Genomic DNA, 19,584 nt, shown 5'->3' on the forward strand with positions numbered 1-19,584 from the left:
ATGGCTGACGAGAACAACACCGAGGTGCAGGCCGCAGCGCCTGAGGCGAATGCCGGAGCCGGTGAGGCTCCCCGCGGTCGCGGCGGTCGTGGCCGTGGCGGCGATCGTGGTGGTCGCGGCGGGCGTGATGGCGGCCGCGGCCGTCGTGACGATCGCAATCGCGACGAAGGTGGTGAGGAGCTGATCGAGAAGCTCGTTCACATCAACCGCGTGTCGAAGACGGTGAAGGGCGGTAAGCGCTTCGGCTTCGCTGCACTGGTCGTCGTTGGTGACGGCAAGGGCCGCGTCGGCTTCGGCCACGGTAAGGCTCGCGAAGTGCCGGAAGCGATTTCCAAGGCCACCGCGGCTGCCAAGAAGGCGATGGTTCGTGTGCCGCTCAAGGAAGGCCGCACGCTGCACCACGACGGAAACGGTCACTTCGGCGCAGGCCGCGTCACCGTTCGTTCGGCGCCGCAGGGCACCGGCATCATCGCTGGTGGTCCGATGCGCGCGATCTTCGAGTCGCTCGGCGTCGCTGACGTGGTGACGAAGTCGGTGGGCACATCGAACCCGTACAACATGATCCGCGCCACCTTTGAGGCGCTGAACAGCCAGACTTCGCCGAAGTCGGTTGCGCAGCGGCGCGGGAAGAAGATCGCCGACCTGCTCGGCCGCGGACATGGCGCTGATGCGCAGACCGCCGCTGCCGAAGCTGCGGCCGTCACGGAGTAAGCGGACATGGCAACCATCAAGGTCAAGCAGATCGGCTCGCCGATCCGCCGCACTAAGGACCAGCGCGCGACGCTGGTCGGCTTGGGCCTCAACAAGATGCACCGTGTCTCGGAGCTCGAGGATTCCCCCGAGGTCCGCGGCATGATCCGCAAGGTGCAGCACATGGTCGAGGTCCAGGACTGATTGTCCTCACCTGACTAGTGACAAATTGCGGAAGGGGGGCTATCGGCCCCCCTTCCTTTATTCAGCGCGAAAACAGCGAAAGCGAGTGCATACATGAAACTGAACGAACTGCGGGACAACGAAGGCGCCCGCCATCGTAAGATCCGCGTTGGTCGCGGTATCGGCTCGGGCAAGGGCAAGACCGGCGGTCGCGGCCAGAAGGGCCAGAAGAGCCGTGAGGGCGTGTCCATCGCGGGTTTTGAGGGCGGTCAGATGCCGCTCCACATGCGTCTGCCGAAGCGTGGCTTCAACAACATCTTCGCTAAGGACTATGCCGAGGTGAACCTCGTCGCGATCCAGAAGGCAGTTGATGCAGGCAAGCTGACCGCGACGGATGTCGATCACGTCGCTCTCAAGGCTGCTGGCCTGGCACGTGGCGGTAAGGACGGCGTGCGCGTGCTCGGTAAGGGCGAGCTGACCGCCAAGCTGAACTTCACCGTGGCTGGCGTGTCGGCCAGCGCACGTGAGGCGATCGAGAAGGCTGGTGGCTCGGTTTCGGTGATCGAGGTCGTTCCTGCTGCCGAGAAGGCCGCTGCTAAGAAGGGCAAGACGCGCGAGGCGCGGCTCGCCAAGAAGGCCGCAGCCAGCAAGTAAGGGCCGGTGCCTCCGGTGATCCGGGGGCACTCGCCAGCCGCTCGCGGTCCGGCTTCGGCCCTCGCCGGAGCGGAAAATGTTCGGTGGGTTAGACAAGCCTCCGAGCGCGACTATATGAGCGGCGGGGCGGGGGCATCAGCACCTTCTCCGCCGTTTCTGATTTAGACCAAGGCCAAAGGCTATTATGGCATCCGCAGCCGACCAGATGGCGCAAAACATCAGCCTCGCGAAGTTCGCGCAGGCCACCGATCTCAAAAAGAGGCTTTGGTTCACGATCGGTGCGCTGATCGTATTCCGTCTGCTCAGCTATGTTCCGCTGCCGGGCATTGACCCGACTGGTCTTGCTGCGCTCGCGCAGCAGACCAAGGGCGGTGTGCTCGATTTCTTCAACACCTTCTCCGGCGGTGCGCTGGAGCGTGCGTCGCTGATCGCGCTGGGCGTGATGCCGTACATCACGGCTTCGATCGTCGTGCAGCTCGCCACTTCGCTGTCGCCGCAGCTTGCCGCGATCAAGAAGGAAGGCGAGAGCGGGCGCAAGAAGCTTAATCAGTATACGCGCTATGGCACGGTGCTGCTCACAGCGATCCAGGGCTATGTGATCGCGACCGGCCTTGAAGCTGGCGGCGCGGTGGTCGAGCCGGGCATGCTGTTCCGCGTCGCGGCCGTGATCTCGCTGATCGGCGGTACGATGTTCCTGATGTGGATCGGTGAGCAGATCACCAGCCGCGGGATTGGCAACGGTATCTCGCTGATCATCATGGCTGGCATCGTCGCGCACCTGCCGACCACACTCGTCAACCTTCTTGAAGGTGGCCGTACCGGCTCGATGAGCCCGGCGGTCGTGATCGCGATCATCCTGGCGGTGGTCGGTCTCGTGCTGTTCATCTGCTTCATGGAGCGCGCTCAGCGCCGCATCCTGATCCAGTATCCGAAGCGTCAAACGGCGCGTGGCGTGCAGGCGGACCGCAGCCACCTGCCGCTGAAGATCAACACCGCGGGTGTTATTCCGCCGATCTTCGCATCGTCGCTTCTGCTGCTGCCGCTGACGATCACGCAGTTCGCTGGCAATCGTGTGTCGGGTGAAAGCTGGTGGGGCGATTTGATCATTTCGCTGAATCAGTACCTGCAGCACGGCAGCCCGATCTACATGCTGCTTTATGGCGCCGGCATCATCTTCTTCTCGTTCTTCTACACGGCGGTTGTCTTCAACCCGGAGGAGACCGCCGAGAATCTGAAGCGTTATGGTGGCTTCATCCCGGGGATTCGTCCGGGCAAGAATACCGAGCAGTATTTCGACTACGTTCTGACCAGGATCACGGTGATCGGCGCAGCCTATCTCGCGGTGATCTGTCTGCTGCCGGAATATCTGGTGTCGGCGCTTTCGATCCCGTTCTATCTGGGCGGTACGAGCCTGCTGATCGTCGTCAACGTCACCATGGATACGGTGACGCAGATCCAGTCGCATCTGTTGGCGCACCAATACGGCGATCTGATCAAGAAGGCGAAGCTGAAGGGTGGCCGGCTGCGCTGAGGCGGCTAGCGATACACACAGGGGAGGCGTTTTCGCGTGAACATCATTCTTCTGGGGCCGCCGGGTGCCGGCAAGGGCACGCAGTCCGAACGGCTGGTCGCCGAACGTGGCATGGTTCAGTTGTCCACCGGTGACATGCTGCGGGCCGCTGTGAAGGCCGAATCGCCGGTCGGGCTTCAGGCGAAGGCAGTGATGGATGCGGGGGAACTCGTTTCTGACGCGATCGTGTCGGCTTTGATCGGGGAGAACCTTGATCGACTCGTGGATGGCCAGGGCGCCATCTTTGACGGCTATCCTCGAACCGCCGCGCAGGCGGAGGCGCTTGATCTGCTCTTGGAGGAGCGGTCTCGTGCGCTGGATCATGTGATCGAGTTGGCTGTCGACGAAGACGCGCTGGTTGAGCGGATCGTCGGACGGTTTACCTGCGCGAACTGCGGGGCGGGCTATCACGACCGCTTCAAGCAGCCCAAGATCGCGGACACTTGCGACGTTTGCGGTGCGCATGAGTTCAAGCGCCGGCCCGATGACAATGAAGAAACGGTTCGGACTCGGATGGCGGAATATCGCGCGAAGACGGCTCCGATCCTGCCGATCTATGAGGCGCGGGGCCTGGTCCATCGTGTCGATGGCATGGCGGATATCGCCGAAGTGACCCGCTCGATCGAGGCGATCCTAGACGGGCGTTGAAGGGGGCGGGCCGAGGAGCGTTACGTTCCTCGGGCGCCGCTTAGGGCTGTCGTTATCGACGTCCGACGAACACGAGTTAAGGTCATCAACAAGGATGGTCGCTGCCCGTGCTAGGTAGCGCGATGTCGGTCGTGTTGACATGATCAAGGGCGAGGGGTAAGGGCATCCCCTTCGACCAATCCGGTTACCGGCAGCGCGCGCCGCGCTTGCCGCTTTCCTGCGTGGTGGAAGTCATGCGAGGAGATGGGGTGCGTGAACCATGCCGCACTCCGTGGAGCACGAGGAGAAAAGTTTCATGGCACGTATCGCGGGTGTCAACATCCCGACCAACAAGCGCGTCCTGATCGCGCTGCAGTACATTCACGGCATCGGTCCGGCCAAGGCCAAGGAACTGACCGAAAAGCTTGAGATCGCACCGGAGCGCCGCGTGCAGGATCTGACGGACCAGGAGGTTCTGCAGATCCGTGAAGCTATCGACGCTGGCTACACCGTGGAAGGCGACCTGCGTCGCGAAACCGCGATGAACATCAAGCGCCTGATGGACCTCGCTTGCTATCGTGGTCTGCGTCACCGCAAGGGCCTGCCTGTTCGCGGCCAGCGCACGCATACCAACGCTCGCACCCGCAAGGGCAAGGCGAAGCCGATCGCGGGCAAGAAGAAGTAAGGAAGCAGTCCAGGGGACTGTTTCGTCTTCTTCTCCGCGGGCGGCAGGTTTGAGGCAGAGCGCCTCCCGACCGCCGTATTGCAAGATAGGGTCAGGATTACCAAATGGCACAGGCACCGCAGCGTATTCGCCGTCGCGAGCGCAAGAACATCACCGCCGGCGTGGCGCACGTCAACGCCAGCTTCAACAACACCATGATCACCATCACCGACGCGCAGGGCAACGCCATCAGCTGGTCGTCCGCTGGCATGATGGGCTTCAAGGGTTCGCGTAAGTCGACTCCTTATGCTGCTCAGGTTGCTGCAGAAGACGCTGGCAAGAAGGCCGCTGAGCATGGCGTGCGTACCCTTGAGGTTGAGGTGAAGGGTCCGGGTTCCGGCCGTGAGTCGGCGCTTCGCGCGCTGCAGGCGGTTGGCTTTCAGATCACGTCCATTCGAGACGTGACCTCGATCCCGCACAATGGTGTGCGTCCGTCGAAGCGCCGCCGCGTCTGATGACTTCTGGCCCCCGGCTGACGAGTCGGGGTGCCCTTTTACACTCGGCCGGACGCGCCCCTGTCCGGCCCAACATCAGGGGACACAAGCCTTGTCCGTCAACGCAAAGAACTGGCAGGAACTCAAGAAGCCCAACGCGCTCGAAAAGAAGGGCGGCGATGGCAAGCGCAAGGCGACCTTCGTTGCCGAGCCGCTGGAGCGTGGCTTCGGCCTGACGCTTGGCAACGCGCTGCGGCGCGTGCTGCTGTCGAGCCTCCAGGGCGCGGCGGTCACCTCGATCAAGATCGAGAACGTGCTCCACGAATTCTCTAGCTTGGCCGGGGTTCGCGAGGACGTTACCGATATCGTCCTCAACGTGAAGCAGATCGCGCTGAAGATGCAAGGCGAGGGTCCGAAGCGTCTGCAGCTGTCGGCGACTGGTCCGGCAGAGGTGAAGGCCGGCGATATCGCCGTGTCTGGCGATATCGAGGTGATGAACCCGGATCTGGTCATCTGCCACCTCGACGACGGCGCCACGTTCAACATGGAGCTGACCGCCGACACCGGTAAGGGCTATGTTCCGGCAACGGTGAACCGTCCGGCGGATGCGCCGATCGGCCTTATTCCGGTCGATGCGCTGTACTCGCCGGTCCGCCAGGTTAGCTACAAGGTCGATCCGACCCGCGTTGGTCAGGATCTTGACTATGACAAGCTCACGCTGACGGTTGAGACGGACGGCACGGTCACGCCGGAAGACGCGCTTGGCTATGCCGGTCGGATTCTTCAGGACCAGCTTTCGCTCTTCGTTCACTTCGACGATTCTGCGGTCACCCGTGCGGCGCCTGTGGGCGTTGCTGCTCCTGCCGCCGGGGCGGAGCCCGCCAGCGACACGCAGCAGATCAACCGTTATCTGCTCAAGAAGGTCGACGAGCTCGAACTGTCGGTTCGTTCGGCCAACTGCCTCAAGAATGACAATATCATCTACATCGGTGATCTCGTCGGCAAGACCGAGGCAGAAATGCTTCGCACCCCGAACTTCGGTCGCAAGTCCTTGAACGAGATCAAGGAAGTGCTGTCGTCGATGGGCCTGCGTCTGGGCATGGAAATCCCGGGCTGGCCGCCTGAGAACATCGAAGAGATGGCCAAGAAGCTCGAGCAGGAGATCATGGGCTGATCCTGCACCGGCGCAGCGTGGTTGCGCCGGAGACAGGACCGACCCGGTCGGCGGGTCGGCAAAGCCGATCCTGACCGACGGTGTGGCAGGGTCACGCCGCTCCGGCCAGAAAGTTACCGGGGCCCCGGCAGAACGCCGGGGCGACGTACACCGGGTGGCCCCCGTCCCACCTGTCCCGGGGTTCCGTGAAACGGCCCCCTGACGAACGAGAGAAGGAAATACCATGCGTCATCGTGTAGGTGGTCGTAAGCTGCAGCGTACCTCGGCACATCGCGCCGCGCTGTTCCGCAACATGTCGGCCGCGCTGATCAAGCACGAGCAGATCACCACGACCCTCGCCAAGGCGAAGGAACTGCGCCCGTACATCGAGAAGTTGATCACGCTGGGCAAGAAGGGCGGCCTGTCGAACCGCCGTCTCGCGCACGCTCGTCTTCTTGACGATGCGCAGCTGGTGAAGCTGTTCGACGTGTTGGCTCCGCGCTACGCCGATCGCAACGGTGGTTACACCCGAGTGATCAAGGCCGGCATCCGGGCCTCTGACGCGTCGCCGATGGCGATCATCGAGTTCGTCGATCGTGACGTGTCGGCCAAGGGTCAGGACTCTGGCCCGGTGCTGAACGACGAGGAGTTCGACGAAGCGGCCTGAGCTTCGCATAAGCGGATAATGAAGGGCCGTTCCGGAATCGGAACGGCCCTTTTTCTTTGTCCGGCGGTCGGCCCGCCCAGCGTAGGCGAGGCGGCGCACACGGCCTCTTCCGTCATTCGTCCCGCGCGGCTACAGGCCCGCCATGGAACACCCCGACAGCATCCTCATCATCGATTTCGGCAGCCAGGTCACGCAGCTCATTGCGCGCCGCGTCCGGGAGGCCGGTGTGTACAGCGAGATTGCGCCGTTTCAGTCAGCCGAAGATGCATTTCAGCGGATGAAGCCAAAAGGGGTCATTCTGTCCGGTGGTCCGGCCTCGGTGGTTGACGAGGGCAGTCCACGGGCGCCGCAGGCAGTGTTCGACAGCGGGGTGCCGCTGCTTGGCATCTGCTACGGGCAGCAGGTGATGAACACGCAGCTCGGCGGGCGTGTCGAAAAGGGATATTCCGGCGAGTTCGGGGAGGCGTTCGTTCAGGTCGACTCCGCTTGTGGGCTGTTCGATGGCCTCTGGCAGGAGGGTGATCGCCATCAGGTGTGGATGAGCCACGGAGACCATGTGGCGGAGCTTGCACCTGGGTTTGCACCAGTGGCGTCATCTTCGGGCGCGCCGTTCGCCATCACTGCGGACGAGACCCGCCGCTACTATGGCATGCAGTTTCACCCGGAGGTCGTTCATACGCCGGACGGTGGCAAACTGATCAAGAACTTCGCCCGGCACGTGTGCGGCCTCACCGGCGATTGGACCATGGCCGAGTTCCGCGAGACCAAAATCGCAGAGATCAGGGCCCAGGTTGGCGACAAACGCGTCATCTGCGGTCTGTCCGGCGGCGTAGACTCTGCCGTTGCCGCGGTGCTTATCCATGAAGCCATCGGCGATCAGCTCACCTGCGTCTTCGTCGACCACGGCCTGATGCGGAGCGGCGAGGCCGAGCAGGTCGTCAGCCTGTTCCGCGGACATTACAATATCCCGCTGGTCCACGTGAATGCGGAGACGTTGTTCCTGAGCGGTCTGGCCGGCGTGACGGATCCGGAAGCGAAGCGGAAGTTCATCGGCAAGACGTTCATCGAGGTGTTCGAGGACGAAGCACGGAAGATTGGCGGTGCCGAGTTCCTCGCTCAAGGAACGCTGTACCCGGACGTGATCGAGAGCGTGAGCTTCACTGGGGGCCCGTCGGTGACGATCAAGAGCCACCACAATGTCGGGGGCCTGCCCGAGCGAATGAACATGAAGCTCGTCGAGCCACTCCGCGAGCTGTTCAAGGATGAGGTTCGCGAACTCGGCCGCGAGCTGGGACTGCCGGACATGTTCGTCGGGCGCCATCCTTTCCCGGGACCGGGTCTGGCGATCCGCATACCAGGCGAGGTGACGCGGGAGCGTTGCGATATCCTGCGCAAGGCTGACGCCATCTACCTGGAGGAGATCCGCAACGCTGGCCTGTACGATGCGATTTGGCAGGCGTTTGCCGTGCTTCTCCCAGTGCGATCCGTTGGGGTGATGGGGGATGGACGCACGTACGACAGCGTGCTGGCATTGCGCGCCGTTACTTCCACCGACGGGATGACTGCCCAGGCATTTGAGTTCCCTGGGGGCTTCCTGCCCCGAGTAGCCACTCGCATCGTGAATGAGGTGAAGGGCATCAACCGCGTCACCTATGACTATACGTCAAAGCCACCGGGCACGATCGAGTGGGAGTGATGTGTCTGACATCCAAGGTCGATTGAGCGACCCCGACTGAGTACGACCAGCTGGCACCAACAGGGAGTGCGCGCCCGGCGGGCGCTCCCCCGAGATTAATCGAAAACGGTGCTAATCCGCACATCCGCGCCAAAGTTGCGGCAAATACGTCGGCACGGCGCGACCTAGCCGCGGCATCGGCCGCTGCCCGCGTCAGGTGACGGGGGCGCACAGCATGCATGGCCGAGCGGCAGTTGGCGAGAACCGGCAGGAGTCGGCGCGCAAGGGCCAGCCGATCACCATCGGTCTTTTGTGGCACTCGCTGAACTCCGGCAATCTCGGCGTCGGGGCGCTCACTGTGGCCAATCTGACGATCGCTCGTCAGGTCGCCGAGGAGATCGGCCTTGAGCCTCGTTTCGTGGTCATGGGGGCACGAGACAGGCAACAGCCGGTCATCCCATTACCAGGCACTCGCCCGGTGCCGATCGATTGGCGAGCGCTGCGTCCGGGGGGCACGATCTGGCGGGCGATGGCGGAGGTGGACTGCGTGCTCGACATCGGAGCCGGCGACAGTTTTGCCGACATCTATGGTCCGCGCCGCTTCTCCTTCCTCGTTATCAGCAAGCTGCTTGCGCTCGCCCGGCACAAGCCGCTGATCTTTTCACCCCAGACGATCGGGCCATTCACCAGGCGCCCCTATATGGCCGTCGCCGCGTTCGTCATGGGACGCAGCCGGGCCTTGTTCGTACGCGACGAGCTCTCTCGCGATGTAGCACGACGGATGGCACCCTCGGCAGCGGTGACGCTCGCGGTAGATGTCGCGTTTGAGCTTCCGTTCGAGGATCGCTCGCATCTACGCGGGGGACCTCTCCTGCGGATCGGGGTGAACCCCTCCGGACTGCTGTTTGATGAGGCAGAACGGGGAAGCAACCGCTTCGGCCTCTCTTATGACTATGCCCGCTTTACTCGCGGACTGCTGACAAGGCTGTGCTTGAGGGAGGACATAGAGGTCCATCTGGTGCCGCATGCGACCAGCAATCGGGATCCGCGGGACGATGATGGCGCCTTGTGTGATCGCTTAGCCGCCGAGTTCCCCGGTGTGGTCCGGGTGCCAAACTTCGCCACGCCCTCCGATGCGAAGAGCTACATTTCGGGGCTCGACCTGCTCGTCGGCGCTCGGATGCATGCTTGTATTGCTGCCTTCTCCGCAGGGGTTCCTGTCGTTCCGGTTGCGTATAGTCGCAAGTTCGGCGGGCTCTTCGGTTTGCTGGATTACGAAACAATGGTGCCCGTCACCGGCATGAATGAGGAGCAAGCGACCAATCTGATCCTGCAAGCGCTGGCTAACCGAGCTGCATTGGCAGATCAGGAGGCAGCAGGAATGAGGCGGGTGCAGAGCCTGCTTGCCGGTTATCGCGACACCCTTCGTTCGACCTTTCTTGCCGTGAGCGCATCGGCATGATTGCGGCATCACCAACCGTTACGCGTGTCCTCGCTGCCGATCTGTGTACTGGGTGCGGACTATGCGCCGGAGTATCCTCTGGCACGATCGGGATGGCGACGGACGCGGCGGGCTTTGCACGACCCAGGCAGTTCTGCCCCGTCACGGAGGCCGCCGAGGCACGGATCGCCGGCTCCTGCCCCGGCAGTGTCATTGCGCCCTGGTCAAAGGAGGAGCGGCACCAACACCCTTTATGGGGACCCTGGCGACAGACGCTTACCGGCGCCGCGTCCGATCCCGAGGTCCGCTTCCATGGCGCTTCAGGCGGAGCTCTATCGGCGCTGCTAATCCATGCTCTTGAGCAAGGAACGGTTGACCGAGTGCTGCACATTGAGCCGGACCCGAAGCACCCAACGGGTAACCGAGTTCGATGGTCCTCCACTCGCGAAGAGGTGCTTGCCGGAGCCGGATCCCGCTACGCCTCGTCGTCTCCGCTGGCGGCGATCGAAGAGGCTCTCGCACAAGGCGGGCGCTTCGCCTTTGTCGGTAAGCCCTGCGATGTCTCTGCGCTTCGGCAACTCGGCCGATATGACACCCGCGTGGCAAAGCACGTGCCGTTGGTGCTTTCCTTCTTCTGCGGCGGGCTTCCGAGCAGTGCCGGGGCAGCCGATATTTTGCGCGCCATGGGGCTCGAGCAGGGCGACGTCGTCGAGTTTCGTTATCGCGGGCAGGGTTGGCCCGGCCTGACAGTCGCTCGCACGGCTGATGGCAGGTCTGGCGAGATGTCCTACGCCGAAAGCTGGGGCAGGCACCTCAGCCGGCAGGTGCAATTCCGCTGCAAGATCTGTCCAGACGCAGTGGGTGGGGTGGCGGATATCGCCTGCGCGGACGCCTGGTACGGCGACGCCGCGGGTTACCCAAGCTTTGAGGAAAAGGACGGGCGCAGTCTGATCATGAGTCGTACGGCGGCAGGCGAGGCATTCCTGCATTCTGCCCAAGCGGCCGCCGCAATCGAAACAGCGCCGCTGCCAATCGAAGAGATCGAGCGGATGCAGCCAGCTCAAGCGCAGCGCAAACGGATGATCGCGGCGCGCACCGCCGCCGTTCGTGCTTCGCTCCAGCCAGTACCGATCATGCGAGACCTGGAGGTCGGCGCCGCTGCGCGGCAGGGCGATCCATACGACATCACGCACAACTTTCTGGGAACCATGCGCCGCGTGCTGCTCCGGCGCTGGCGAAAGTGGCGCATCACTGCCGGCGGACGGGGACAGCCGGCATGAGGGCTCCGATCGTCTTGTTGCTGTCGGGCAGCGCAGCCCTGCTTCCGAGCGCGGCTTGGGGGCAGGTGGCGCAACCGCTCGGCCGAACATTCTCCGTACCTGCGCGATCGGTCACCCTGACAGTCTCAAACGACCTTCTCTACGATACCAATATCGCGCGGGGCGGCGATGCTGCAGCCCGGCTGCGCGGACTCGAGAACGAGGACCTGCGTGTCCTTCCCACCGCATCGCTGGACATGACCCTGCCGAGAGGGCGAGCGTCAATCACCACGCGCGGCAGCATCGGTTATGATTCCTATGCGCGAAACAGCCGCCTGAATCGCGAACGCATAACCTTGGGCGCTCAGGCGAAACTGCCGGTGGCTTTCTGCACTGTCGCCCCGAATGTTGCTTATGCGCGCCGCCAAAGCGACCTTATCGACCTGTCGGTCATCCCGGACGTGTCCGCCGGGTCGGCAGAAAATGTGCAAACGCTCAAGGAAGTCGGGGCGACACTCATATGCGGCCCCGACATCGGCATTCGCCCTAGCGCACACGTTCGCTACGCGGAGACCGCAAACAGCGCGCGACTGCGGCGAGGGCAGGACGTCGAGGAAGTCCGTTACGGCAGCGAGCTGAACTATGCCCAGCCATCGATCGGCATCGTCACGATCTTCGTGCAACGGCGTGATTTCTCCTATGACCAGCGGCGAAGACTTGCCGCGACGCAGGTGCCGACCTTCCGGATCACCAGTGCCGGTGTGCGTTTCGATCGCCGCCTGGGCGCGCCCCTTCAGCTGGTGGGCTCGATCAGCTATTCCGATCTGGGCTCGCCAGTAAGCCTCAGGGGTGCCGAGCGCTATGACGGCCTGAACTGGGATCTCTCGGCCACGCTTCGGCTTGGGGGCAGGGTCCTCCTGGCCGCTGAGACCGATCGAGCACTTGCCGTCTCACCCGGCTTCTCCTCCGATTTCGTTCGGCAGACCAACTATGTTGGCTCGTTTACCTATGCGTTGACCCCGTTGGTGCAGGTTGGTGCGGCGCTCTCGCGTGCGGAACGCAACTTTCGGCTGGTCGCGGCACCGACCGGATTATCGATCACCAGGGACCGGGTCGATGCCGCCACCCTGCGCCTCGACTATGCGCGTCGACAGGTGCGCATGAGCGTGCGCGGATCTTATCAGCGGCGCGCCAGCAACAACGATCTGTTCGACTATGAGGGCGCCCAAGCGACGCTAAGCGTCAGCTATATGTTCAAGCGCTGACAGGTTGGTGCGTGGCTCGCTGGTCAGCGCAGGCGGCGAGCGACCAATATAAGGAGGAGCCCCACTACGGCGACTCCGGCGCCGCGATCCGCCCAAACCCGCTGGTCCAGCATGAAGCTGGACGATGGCCAATTCACATAGCCAAGGCCCTGACCGACCCACAGCAGGCCGACCAGGGCAAGCACGGCGCCCAGCGCGAACAGCACCGGGCGCCAGCGCCGCATCTCAGCGCTCGTTCAGCGGCACGTACGAACGTGCAGTCGGCCCGGTGTAGAGCTGACGCGGACGACCGATCTTCTGATCCGGATCAGTGATCATCTCGTTCCACTGCGCGACCCAGCCGACGGTGCGGGCAAGGGCGAACAGCACGGTGAACATCGACGTCGGGAAGCCGATCGCGGACAGGATCACGCCCGAATAGAAGTCGACGTTCGGGAACAGCTTCTTCTCGATGAAGTAATCGTCGCTGAGCGCCAGCTCTTCCAGCCGCAGCGCGGTCTCGAACAGCGGGTCGTTGACGTTGAGTGCCTCGAACACCTCACGCACGGTCTTCTGCATCACCGTCGCGCGCGGATCGTAGTTCTTGTACACGCGGTGACCGAAGCCCATCAGGCGGAACGGATCGTTCTTGTCCTTCGCCCGGTTGATGAACTCTGGGATGCGATCCGGCGTGCCGATTTCCTGCAGCATGTTGAGCGCTGCCTCGTTGGCGCCGCCATGCGCCGGGCCCCACAGGCAGGCGATGCCGGCCGCGATGCACGCGAACGGATTGGCGCCCGACGAACCGGCGAGACGCACGGTCGAGGTCGACGCATTCTGCTCGTGATCGGCGTGGAGGATGAAGATCCGGTCCATCGCCTTTTCGACCGCCGGGTTCACCTCATAGGGCTCGGCCGGCACGCCGAAGGTCATCTTCAGGAAGTTGCCGGTGTAGCTCAGCGAATTGTCCGGATACTGGAACGGCTGCCCGACGCTGTACTTGTACGCCATCGCCGCGATTGTCGGCATCTTGGCGATCAGGCGATGCGACGCGATCATGCGCTGCTGCGGATCGTGGATGTCGGTCGAATCGTGGTAAAAAGCGGAAAGCGCGCCGACGACGCCGCACATGATCGCCATCGGATGCGCGTCGCGGCGGAACCCGCGATAGAAGGTCGCCAGCTGCTCGTGCAGCATGGTGTGGCGGGTGATGGTGTTCTCGAACTTGTTCAGCTCGTCGCCCTTGGGCAACTCGCCGTTCAGCAGGAGGTAGGCGACCTCCATGAAGCTCGACTTTTCGGCCAGCTCACCGATCGGATAGCCGCGATGGAGCAGAACGCCCTCGTCACCGTCGATGTACGTCAGCTTCGACTGGCACGATGCCGTGGAGGTGAAGCCGGGGTCATAGGTGAAGGCGCCCGTCTGGCCGTACAGCTTGCGGATGTCGACCACGTCGGGGCCGACCGTGCCGGACAGCACGGGATAGCCGAAGTTCTTATCCGCGAGGGACAGCTTGGCGTCAGTCATTCTTTTCGTCCTTCCCCTGGGCGGCCGTTTGATCCGCGGCATGATCGGCGATGCGGGCGAGACTTTCGTCCCGGCCTAACAGTGCGAGCACGTCGAAGATTCCGGGCGAGGTCCGGCGGCCGGTGAGTGCGGCACGGAGCGGCTGGGCCACCTGGCCGAGCTTCAAGCCCTGCGCTTCGGCAACCTGCCGCACCGCTTCTTCGAGCGCCTCCGTATCCCACTTGGCTACAGCGTCAAGCGCGGCATGAACCTTTGCAAGCGTGACCCGCGCGTCCCCGGCAAGAAGCGGCTCCGCATCGGCAGCGATGTCGAGCGGGCGAGTAACCAGAAGGAAGCGTGCGCCATCGGCCAGTTCGTTCAAATTGGCGGCACGTGGCTTCAGCGCAGGCATGGCCGCAACCATCAGCGGCCGCCGAGCATCACCTTGTGCGAGACCAAGCCGGTCCGACACGAGTTCGCCCAGCCGGGTGTCATCGGCGCTTCGGATATAGTGGCCGTTCAGGTTCTCGAGCTTTTTCAGATCAAAGCGCGACGGCGACTTGCCGACGCTGCTCAGGTCGAACCACTCGATCGCCTGTTCGCGGCTGATTATCTCGTTGTCGCCGTGGCCCCAGCCCAGCCGGAGAAGATAATTGTCGAGCGCTTCGGGCAGGATGCCGAGCTCATCGCGATACGCCTCAATGCCAACCGCGCCATGCCGCTTCGACAGCTTGGCACCGTCGCTGCCATGGATGAGGGGGATGTGGGCATAAACGGGCTCGGGCCATCCCATCGCCTTGATGATGGGCAACTGGCGAAACGCGTTGTTGAGGTGATCGTCGCCGCGGATGATATGGGTCACGCCCATGTCGTGGTCGTCGACCACAACCGCCAGCATATAGGTCGGCGTGCCGTCCGAGCGCAGCAGCACCAGATCGTCCAGTTCGGCGTTCTGCACGGTGACGGCGCCCTGAACCCGATCTTCGATCGTAGTTGCGCCCTCCGTCGGCGCCTTCAGGCGAACGACGAACGGAGCGTTCGCATCGTCATTGGTTCGGTCGCGCCAGGGTGAGCGAATGCGCAGCGGCTGCTTTTTCGCTTGAGCCTCTGCTCGCATCGTCTCGATTTGCTCGGACGTCATGTAGCAGCGATAGGCGGCACCAGCGGCAATCATGGCCTCGGCCACTTCCACGTGGCGTGCCGCGCGGCTAGATTGATAGACTTCCTCGCCGTCCCAATCGAGGCCGAGCCAGCGCATCCCGGACAGGATCGCCTCGATCGCCGGCTGGGTGGAGCGGGCGCGATCGGTATCTTCGATGCGCAGGAGAAAGCGGCCGCCGTAGTGGCGGGCGTACAGCAGGTTGAACAGGGCGGTACGGGCGCCGCCCAGATGAAGGAAGCCCGTCGGCGACGGGGCAAAGCGGGTTACGACAGCAGGCGTGCCGGTATCTGTGGTTGCGCTCAAGCGCGCTAGCTCCCAGGCTGGAAAACGATCATGGCGACAACTGCCGCGCAGCCCCCTAGCACGCACCTCTCGGCGCTTCAAACCGCACGGGCATGGCTGGAAAGCCGGCTGGATGCGGAACGGGATCAGTTACCCCTGTGGCTGCCGGTCATGCTGGGGGCGGGGATTTCAGCGTGGTTCGTTCTTCCGGACAGCATCGGTTGGCGAGGCGTGCTGCTGGCGGGGCTTGCTGTCATGCTGTTTGCTATTGCCCTGGGGCGTGGCGGGCGAACCGGCCGCGTGGTTGCCATCAGCGCGGCTGCCTTTTCGCTCGGCGTAGGGCTGATCTGGACCAAGGCTGATCGCGCCGCTGCGCCGGTGTTGCAGCGCCCCATCGTCGCTCACCTCACCGCCCGCGTGGAGAAGGTCGATCAGTTGCCCGCCCGCAGCTTGGTGCGGCTTCGTCTAACAGACCTTCAATGGACCGATCCTGCGCCCGCCAACCGGCCGATCCGAATCCGCGTGAATATTCTGGACCGTGACGTGCCGGCAGGGCTGGTACCGCACGCAACGGTGGCGTTGCGCGCGCGCTTGATGCCTCCTCCGCCACCTGCCGTGCCGGGAGCCTATGATTTCGCGCGTGTCGCCTGGTTTGACGGCATTGGCGCCACTGGGCGCGCGCTCGGACCTGTAAGGATCCTGTCAGGGGGTAGCTCGAATGAACCCGTGCGAACCCGATTGTCCCGGCACATCCAGGCGCGGCTGAGCGGCAGTGCCGGCGGCATCGCGGCTGCGCTGGCGACGGGCGACACCGGCGGTATCGACGAGGCCGATCAGGAGGCGATGCGGGCGTCCGGTTTGGCGCACCTTCTGTCCGTCAGTGGGCTCCACATCACCGCTGCGGTCGGTTTGACCATGCTGCTCGCCACGCGGTTGTTGGCCCTCAACCTGCGGCTGGCGCTCACTGGCCGGGTGCCGCTCCTGGCCGCCGCGCTCGGAGCGGCTGCTGCCCTCGGCTATACTTGGCTGACCGGCGGCGAGGTGCCCACAATCCGCAGCTGCATCGCTGCCCTGTTGGTGCTCGCGGCCATGGCGCTGGGGCGGGAAGCGCTCACCCTGCGTCTGGTTGCAACCGGTGCGCTGGTCGTCCTGCTGATGTGGCCGGAGGCGCTGGCAGGGGCCAGCTTTCAGCTCTCCTTTGCCGCGGTCACCGCCATCATTGCCTTGGCGGAGCATCACCGAGTCCGCGAATGGTTCGGGCCGCGGGACGAGGGGTGGCCCAGGCGGCTCCTGCGCGGCGGCGGCTCGCTTCTTCTCACCGGTGTGGCGGTCGAGGTGGCGCTGATGCCGATCGCCATATTCCATTTCCACAAGGCCGGGGTTTACGGCGCGCTGGCTAACATCGTGGCGATCCCGCTGACGACGTTCGTCATCATGCCGCTGGAGGCGCTTGCCCTGCTGGTCGACGCGGTTTCACTCGGTGCGCCGATCTGGTGGCTGACGGGGCAGGCGCTCGCCGTCCTGCTCTGGATCGCCCATGTCACGGCAGCCGCGCCCGGTGCGACAACGGCGATACCGGTCATGCCGGGCGTCGCTTTTGGTCTCATCGTTGCGGGCGGCCTCTGGCTCGCCCTGTGGCGCACCAGCTGGCGGCCGTTCGGTCTCCTTCCGATTGCGGTCGGAACGGTGTGGACCTTGCTCACTCCGCCACCGGATGTGCTCGTCACCGGCGATGGCAGGCACGTGGCTTTACGCATGACGGACGGACAGACCGCGCTGTTGCGGGAACGGGCCGGTGACTATGCGCGCGATATGCTCGCCGAAGCGGGAGGCGCGGAGGAAGAGCTGGTGCCGCTGTCCGAACAAGCGCACGCCAGCTGCACCCGGGATCTGTGCCGTGCCACCTTGTCCAATGGCGATCGGTCATGGCGCGTCCTGGCGACCCGAAGCGCTTATCTGGTGCCGATTGCCGACATGATCGCCGCTTGTCGTGCAGCGGATATCGTTGTCAGCGATCGCCGCCTTCCCCGCGGATGCAACCCGCGCTGGCTGCGGCTCGATCGCCCAGCGCTGGAGAGCACAGGCGGTATCGCAATCACGCTTGCGACGGGAAATGTCCGTACGGTTCACCGTCCCGGCGACGCCCACCCGTGGGTGTCGGCCACGTCAACCGCACGTTCTGAACAGCCCTGAAAGCTGCCATCTCCACGCGACATTTCAAGGTGATTAGCATCACGCCGGATCAGTTCAGCGCCGAGTATCCGGTTGCGTCTACCCGCTGGCGCCAGCCACGCAGCTGCTCTTTAACGGAGCATCGCCGGAGAGGCCGAACGGGTCAGGCGTAGCGGCGCAGGATCCCGGCGAGCTTGCCTTGTACCCGCACCTGAGCCGGAGCATAACGCTGCGGATCATAAGCACGGTTGGCGGGATCGAGACGGATCATCGCGCCTTCACGACGGAAATACTTCAAGGTCGCCTCGCTATCCTCGATCAAGGCAACGACGATCTCGCCGTCGCGCGCCACGTCCTGCTTGCGGATAAGCGCAAAGTCGCCGTCCAGAATGCCGGCCTCGACCATGGAATCGCCCGCAACCTCTAGGGCGAAATGCTCCCCTGAGCCCAGCAGGGCGGCCGGCACTGGCAGCGTGCTTGCCCCTTCGATGGCCTCAATCGGCACACCCGCGGCAATCCGGCCATGCAGCGGCACTTCCACCACATCATTGGCAGGTTCCGGCACGATGCGGCGCGTGGAGGCGGGCGTCGGCGATTGCTTCACCTCCGCCCGTTCTGGCATCTTGAGCACTTCAAGCGCACGCGCACGGTTCGGCAGGCGTCTAAGGAAGCCACGCTCCTCCAGCGCCGAGATCAGACGATGCACGCCGGACTTCGACTTGAGATCCAGCGCTTCCTTCATTTCCTCGAACGAAGGGGACACGCCGGTCTCAGCCAACCGGTCGTTGATGAAACAGATCAGCTCGTGCTGCTTCCTGGTAAGCACCGCATCGCCTCCGTCGCGAACAGACGAAGAACCTTTAAGGAACGCTTTACCGGGCGTCAAGCGATCATCAGGATTTCTGCCGAGTCGCCGCGTTCTCGTGCCGGATCGTGCGGGGGGCGTACGATGAGGCAGCCCGCGCGAGCAAGGGTGAGCAACATCGAGCTGTCCTGAATGCTCGCCACGAATGCCCGGCCGTCGCGCAGCTCCGCCCGCATGTAATCGGTGCGTGGCCCGTTGGCAGGTATCGTCTCGCCAAGAACCGCGTGGGTGCTGATTGGGAACGGGTCGGCCGCACCTGCAAGATGCGCGATCAATGGTTTAACGAACAGGATGGTCGTCACGAACGCCGATACCGGATTGCCGGGCAGCCCGAGCACGGCCATGTCGCCGCGGCGGCCCGCCATCAGCGGCTTGCCCGGGCGAAGCGCGACGCGCCAGAAGTCGATATTTGCGCCAGCCGCGCGAAGGGCAGGCTGCACAAGATCGTGATCGCCGACCGAAGCGCCCCCGGTGGTGACGAGGAGGTCCGCCTCCACCTTCGCGAACGCATCGGTCAGCACGTCAAGCCGGTCCGGCAGAATGCCCAGGTCGATGACTTCGATTGGCAGATCGGCGAGCAAGGCACGCAGCAGAAGCCGATTGGATTCGGGCAGCGCGTTCGCAACGAGTGCTGCGCCTGGATCAACCAGTTCGTCCCCCGTCGCCGCAATCGCCACGCGAACACGGCGCCTGACGGTGATTTCATAGGCCCCGCCAGTCGCTGCAACCGCCAGTCGTGCCGGCGTCAGCCGTTCGCCGGCGGATACCAGCGTATCGCCTTCGGAAAAGTCGAGGCCGCGGCGACGCACATTGCCGGTTCGCTTGGACGGTCCTTCACCGCTCAGGATCAGGCGTTCCCCGTCGCGCTGCGCTTCTTCCTGCACCAATACGGTATCGGCCCCGGTCGGCATCACTGCGCCGGTGAAGATGCGAACTGCCTCGCCCGGGTTGACCTCGCCAGCGAAGGGCTTGCCCGCCGCGCTTTCGCCGATCACCTGCCACGGTCCGGGCAGGTCGTCGAACCGAAGGGCATAGCCATCCATTGCCGAAAGGTCGTGCGCCGGCTGAGTCCGCTGCGCGGCGATGGGAGCGGCGGCCCAGCGCCCGATGGCCTGCGTGATGGGCAGGGTTTCGGCAGAGACCGGCGGGTTGGCGGCCAGGAGGCGAGCCTGTGCCTCGGCAACGGGAAGCAAGTTGCTCATAGGTGCGGAGTGGCAGATTACGCCTGGCAGGGACAGCCCGATCAATGACCTTCGCGCGAGCCCTCCACCGCCGG

General features: G+C 64.0%; 19 protein-coding genes. 14 read left to right on the plus strand and 5 right to left on the minus strand.

The window, feature by feature from the left end; all coding sequences use genetic code 11:
- The 13 genes from rpsE to LQ954_RS02930 all read left to right on the plus strand — a co-directional run bounded on the left by rpsE (window position 1) and on the right by LQ954_RS02930 (window position 12,342).
- Window positions 1–711, plus strand: a complete 711-nt coding sequence (rpsE, locus tag LQ954_RS02870) for a 30S ribosomal protein S5 (RefSeq protein WP_227770942.1) — start codon at window positions 1–3, stop codon at window positions 709–711.
- 6 nt (window positions 712–717) lie between these two features.
- Window positions 718–894, plus strand: coding sequence for a 50S ribosomal protein L30 (gene rpmD, locus LQ954_RS02875; protein WP_227770941.1), 177 nt, complete (start codon window positions 718–720; stop codon window positions 892–894).
- A gap of 93 nt (window positions 895–987) precedes the next feature.
- On the plus strand, window positions 988–1,527 hold the full coding sequence (gene rplO, locus LQ954_RS02880) for a 50S ribosomal protein L15 (protein WP_231021867.1): 540 nt from the start codon (window positions 988–990) through the stop codon (window positions 1,525–1,527).
- A 184-nt stretch (window positions 1,528–1,711) separates the two neighbouring features.
- The gene (gene secY / locus LQ954_RS02885; RefSeq protein WP_227770939.1) at window positions 1,712–3,058 is read left to right on the plus strand and encodes a preprotein translocase subunit SecY; all 1,347 of its coding nucleotides are present in this window, start codon (window positions 1,712–1,714) and stop codon (window positions 3,056–3,058) included.
- A 36-nt stretch (window positions 3,059–3,094) separates the two neighbouring features.
- The gene (locus LQ954_RS02890) at window positions 3,095–3,745 is read left to right on the plus strand and encodes an adenylate kinase (RefSeq protein ID WP_227770938.1); all 651 of its coding nucleotides are present in this window, start codon (window positions 3,095–3,097) and stop codon (window positions 3,743–3,745) included.
- Between the two features lie 295 nt (window positions 3,746–4,040).
- Window positions 4,041–4,409: a 30S ribosomal protein S13 gene (gene rpsM, locus LQ954_RS02895; protein WP_227770937.1), complete on the plus strand. Its 369-nt coding sequence runs from the start codon at window positions 4,041–4,043 to the stop codon at window positions 4,407–4,409.
- A 104-nt stretch (window positions 4,410–4,513) separates the two neighbouring features.
- Complete coding sequence (gene rpsK / locus LQ954_RS02900) at window positions 4,514–4,903, plus strand: 30S ribosomal protein S11 (protein ID WP_019516037.1); 390 nt, start codon at window positions 4,514–4,516, stop codon at window positions 4,901–4,903.
- Between the two features lie 91 nt (window positions 4,904–4,994).
- Window positions 4,995–6,056, plus strand: a complete 1,062-nt coding sequence (locus LQ954_RS02905) for a DNA-directed RNA polymerase subunit alpha (RefSeq protein WP_231021870.1) — start codon at window positions 4,995–4,997, stop codon at window positions 6,054–6,056.
- Window positions 6,057–6,279: 223 nt separating this feature from the next.
- Complete coding sequence (gene rplQ, locus LQ954_RS02910) at window positions 6,280–6,702, plus strand: 50S ribosomal protein L17 (protein ID WP_231021872.1); 423 nt, start codon at window positions 6,280–6,282, stop codon at window positions 6,700–6,702.
- A 142-nt stretch (window positions 6,703–6,844) separates the two neighbouring features.
- The gene (gene guaA / locus LQ954_RS02915) at window positions 6,845–8,398 is read left to right on the plus strand and encodes a glutamine-hydrolyzing GMP synthase (RefSeq protein WP_227770934.1); all 1,554 of its coding nucleotides are present in this window, start codon (window positions 6,845–6,847) and stop codon (window positions 8,396–8,398) included.
- Between the two features lie 214 nt (window positions 8,399–8,612).
- Window positions 8,613–9,839 (plus strand): polysaccharide pyruvyl transferase family protein, encoded by a 1,227-nt coding sequence (locus tag LQ954_RS02920; protein ID WP_231021873.1) that lies wholly within the window; start codon window positions 8,613–8,615, stop codon window positions 9,837–9,839.
- Between the two features lie 92 nt (window positions 9,840–9,931).
- Window positions 9,932–11,098, plus strand: coding sequence for a Coenzyme F420 hydrogenase/dehydrogenase, beta subunit C-terminal domain (locus LQ954_RS02925; RefSeq protein WP_231021874.1), 1,167 nt, complete (start codon window positions 9,932–9,934; stop codon window positions 11,096–11,098).
- Window positions 11,095–12,342: a hypothetical protein gene (locus LQ954_RS02930; RefSeq protein WP_231021875.1), complete on the plus strand. Its 1,248-nt coding sequence runs from the start codon at window positions 11,095–11,097 to the stop codon at window positions 12,340–12,342. Before LQ954_RS02925 ends, LQ954_RS02930 begins: the two co-directional genes overlap by 4 nt.
- A gap of 23 nt (window positions 12,343–12,365) precedes the next feature.
- Here the strand turns inward: LQ954_RS02930 and LQ954_RS02935 are convergent, their stop codons facing one another.
- The 3 genes from LQ954_RS02935 to gltX are packed head-to-tail and all read right to left on the minus strand — an operon-like array spanning window position 12,366 to window position 15,292.
- A complete protein-coding gene (locus LQ954_RS02935) occupies window positions 12,366–12,566 on the minus strand; it encodes a hypothetical protein (protein ID WP_227770930.1) in 201 nt (66 codons plus the stop codon).
- A gap of 1 nt (window position 12,567) precedes the next feature.
- Window positions 12,568–13,848 carry a citrate synthase gene (locus LQ954_RS02940; RefSeq protein ID WP_227770929.1) on the minus strand — a complete coding sequence of 427 codons (1,281 nt, stop codon included), beginning with the start codon at window positions 13,846–13,848 and terminating at the stop codon, window positions 12,568–12,570.
- The gene (gene gltX, locus LQ954_RS02945) at window positions 13,841–15,292 is read right to left on the minus strand and encodes a glutamate--tRNA ligase (RefSeq protein WP_231021876.1); all 1,452 of its coding nucleotides are present in this window, start codon (window positions 15,290–15,292) and stop codon (window positions 13,841–13,843) included. Before gltX ends, LQ954_RS02940 begins: the two co-directional genes overlap by 8 nt.
- Window positions 15,293–15,322: 30 nt before the next feature.
- On the opposite strand from gltX, the gene LQ954_RS02950 reads away from it, so the two are divergent.
- Window positions 15,323–17,464, plus strand: a complete 2,142-nt coding sequence (locus tag LQ954_RS02950; protein WP_231021877.1) for a ComEC/Rec2 family competence protein — start codon at window positions 15,323–15,325, stop codon at window positions 17,462–17,464.
- A gap of 142 nt (window positions 17,465–17,606) precedes the next feature.
- Here the strand turns inward: LQ954_RS02950 and lexA are convergent, their stop codons facing one another.
- Window positions 17,607–18,269 (minus strand): transcriptional repressor LexA, encoded by a 663-nt coding sequence (gene lexA / locus LQ954_RS02955; RefSeq protein ID WP_227770926.1) that lies wholly within the window; start codon window positions 18,267–18,269, stop codon window positions 17,607–17,609.
- A 56-nt stretch (window positions 18,270–18,325) separates the two neighbouring features.
- Window positions 18,326–19,510 (minus strand): molybdopterin molybdotransferase MoeA, encoded by a 1,185-nt coding sequence (locus LQ954_RS02960; protein ID WP_227770925.1) that lies wholly within the window; start codon window positions 19,508–19,510, stop codon window positions 18,326–18,328.
- Between the last annotated feature and the right edge of the window lie 74 nt (window positions 19,511–19,584).

This window comes from Sphingomonas sp. IC-11 (assembly GCF_021043365.1).
In the GTDB taxonomy this organism is placed as follows: Bacteria; Pseudomonadota; Alphaproteobacteria; order Sphingomonadales; family Sphingomonadaceae; genus Sphingomonas.

What these genes read in the sequence shown, in the direction of transcription:
- LQ954_RS02930 (WP_231021875.1), top strand. Translation starts at nt 11,095, where the DNA reads ATGAGGGCTCCGATCGTCTTGTTGCTGTCGGGCAGCGCAGCCCTGCTT.
- secY (WP_227770939.1), top strand. Translation starts at nt 1,712, where the DNA reads ATGGCATCCGCAGCCGACCAGATGGCGCAAAACATCAGCCTCGCGAAG.
- LQ954_RS02925 (WP_231021874.1), top strand. Translation starts at nt 9,932, where the DNA reads ATGGCGACGGACGCGGCGGGCTTTGCACGACCCAGGCAGTTCTGCCCC.
- LQ954_RS02950 (WP_231021877.1), top strand. Translation starts at nt 15,323, where the DNA reads ATGGCGACAACTGCCGCGCAGCCCCCTAGCACGCACCTCTCGGCGCTT.
- rplO (WP_231021867.1), top strand. Translation starts at nt 988, where the DNA reads ATGAAACTGAACGAACTGCGGGACAACGAAGGCGCCCGCCATCGTAAG.
- rpmD (WP_227770941.1), top strand. Translation starts at nt 718, where the DNA reads ATGGCAACCATCAAGGTCAAGCAGATCGGCTCGCCGATCCGCCGCACT.
- rpsE (WP_227770942.1), top strand. Translation starts at nt 1, where the DNA reads ATGGCTGACGAGAACAACACCGAGGTGCAGGCCGCAGCGCCTGAGGCG.
- guaA (WP_227770934.1), top strand. Translation starts at nt 6,845, where the DNA reads ATGGAACACCCCGACAGCATCCTCATCATCGATTTCGGCAGCCAGGTC.
- LQ954_RS02935 (WP_227770930.1), bottom strand. Translation starts at nt 12,566, where the DNA reads ATGCGGCGCTGGCGCCCGGTGCTGTTCGCGCTGGGCGCCGTGCTTGCC.
- rpsK (WP_019516037.1), top strand. Translation starts at nt 4,514, where the DNA reads ATGGCACAGGCACCGCAGCGTATTCGCCGTCGCGAGCGCAAGAACATC.
- rplQ (WP_231021872.1), top strand. Translation starts at nt 6,280, where the DNA reads ATGCGTCATCGTGTAGGTGGTCGTAAGCTGCAGCGTACCTCGGCACAT.
- LQ954_RS02920 (WP_231021873.1), top strand. Translation starts at nt 8,613, where the DNA reads ATGCATGGCCGAGCGGCAGTTGGCGAGAACCGGCAGGAGTCGGCGCGC.
- LQ954_RS02960 (WP_227770925.1), bottom strand. Translation starts at nt 19,510, where the DNA reads ATGAGCAACTTGCTTCCCGTTGCCGAGGCACAGGCTCGCCTCCTGGCC.
- LQ954_RS02940 (WP_227770929.1), bottom strand. Translation starts at nt 13,848, where the DNA reads ATGACTGACGCCAAGCTGTCCCTCGCGGATAAGAACTTCGGCTATCCC.
- rpsM (WP_227770937.1), top strand. Translation starts at nt 4,041, where the DNA reads ATGGCACGTATCGCGGGTGTCAACATCCCGACCAACAAGCGCGTCCTG.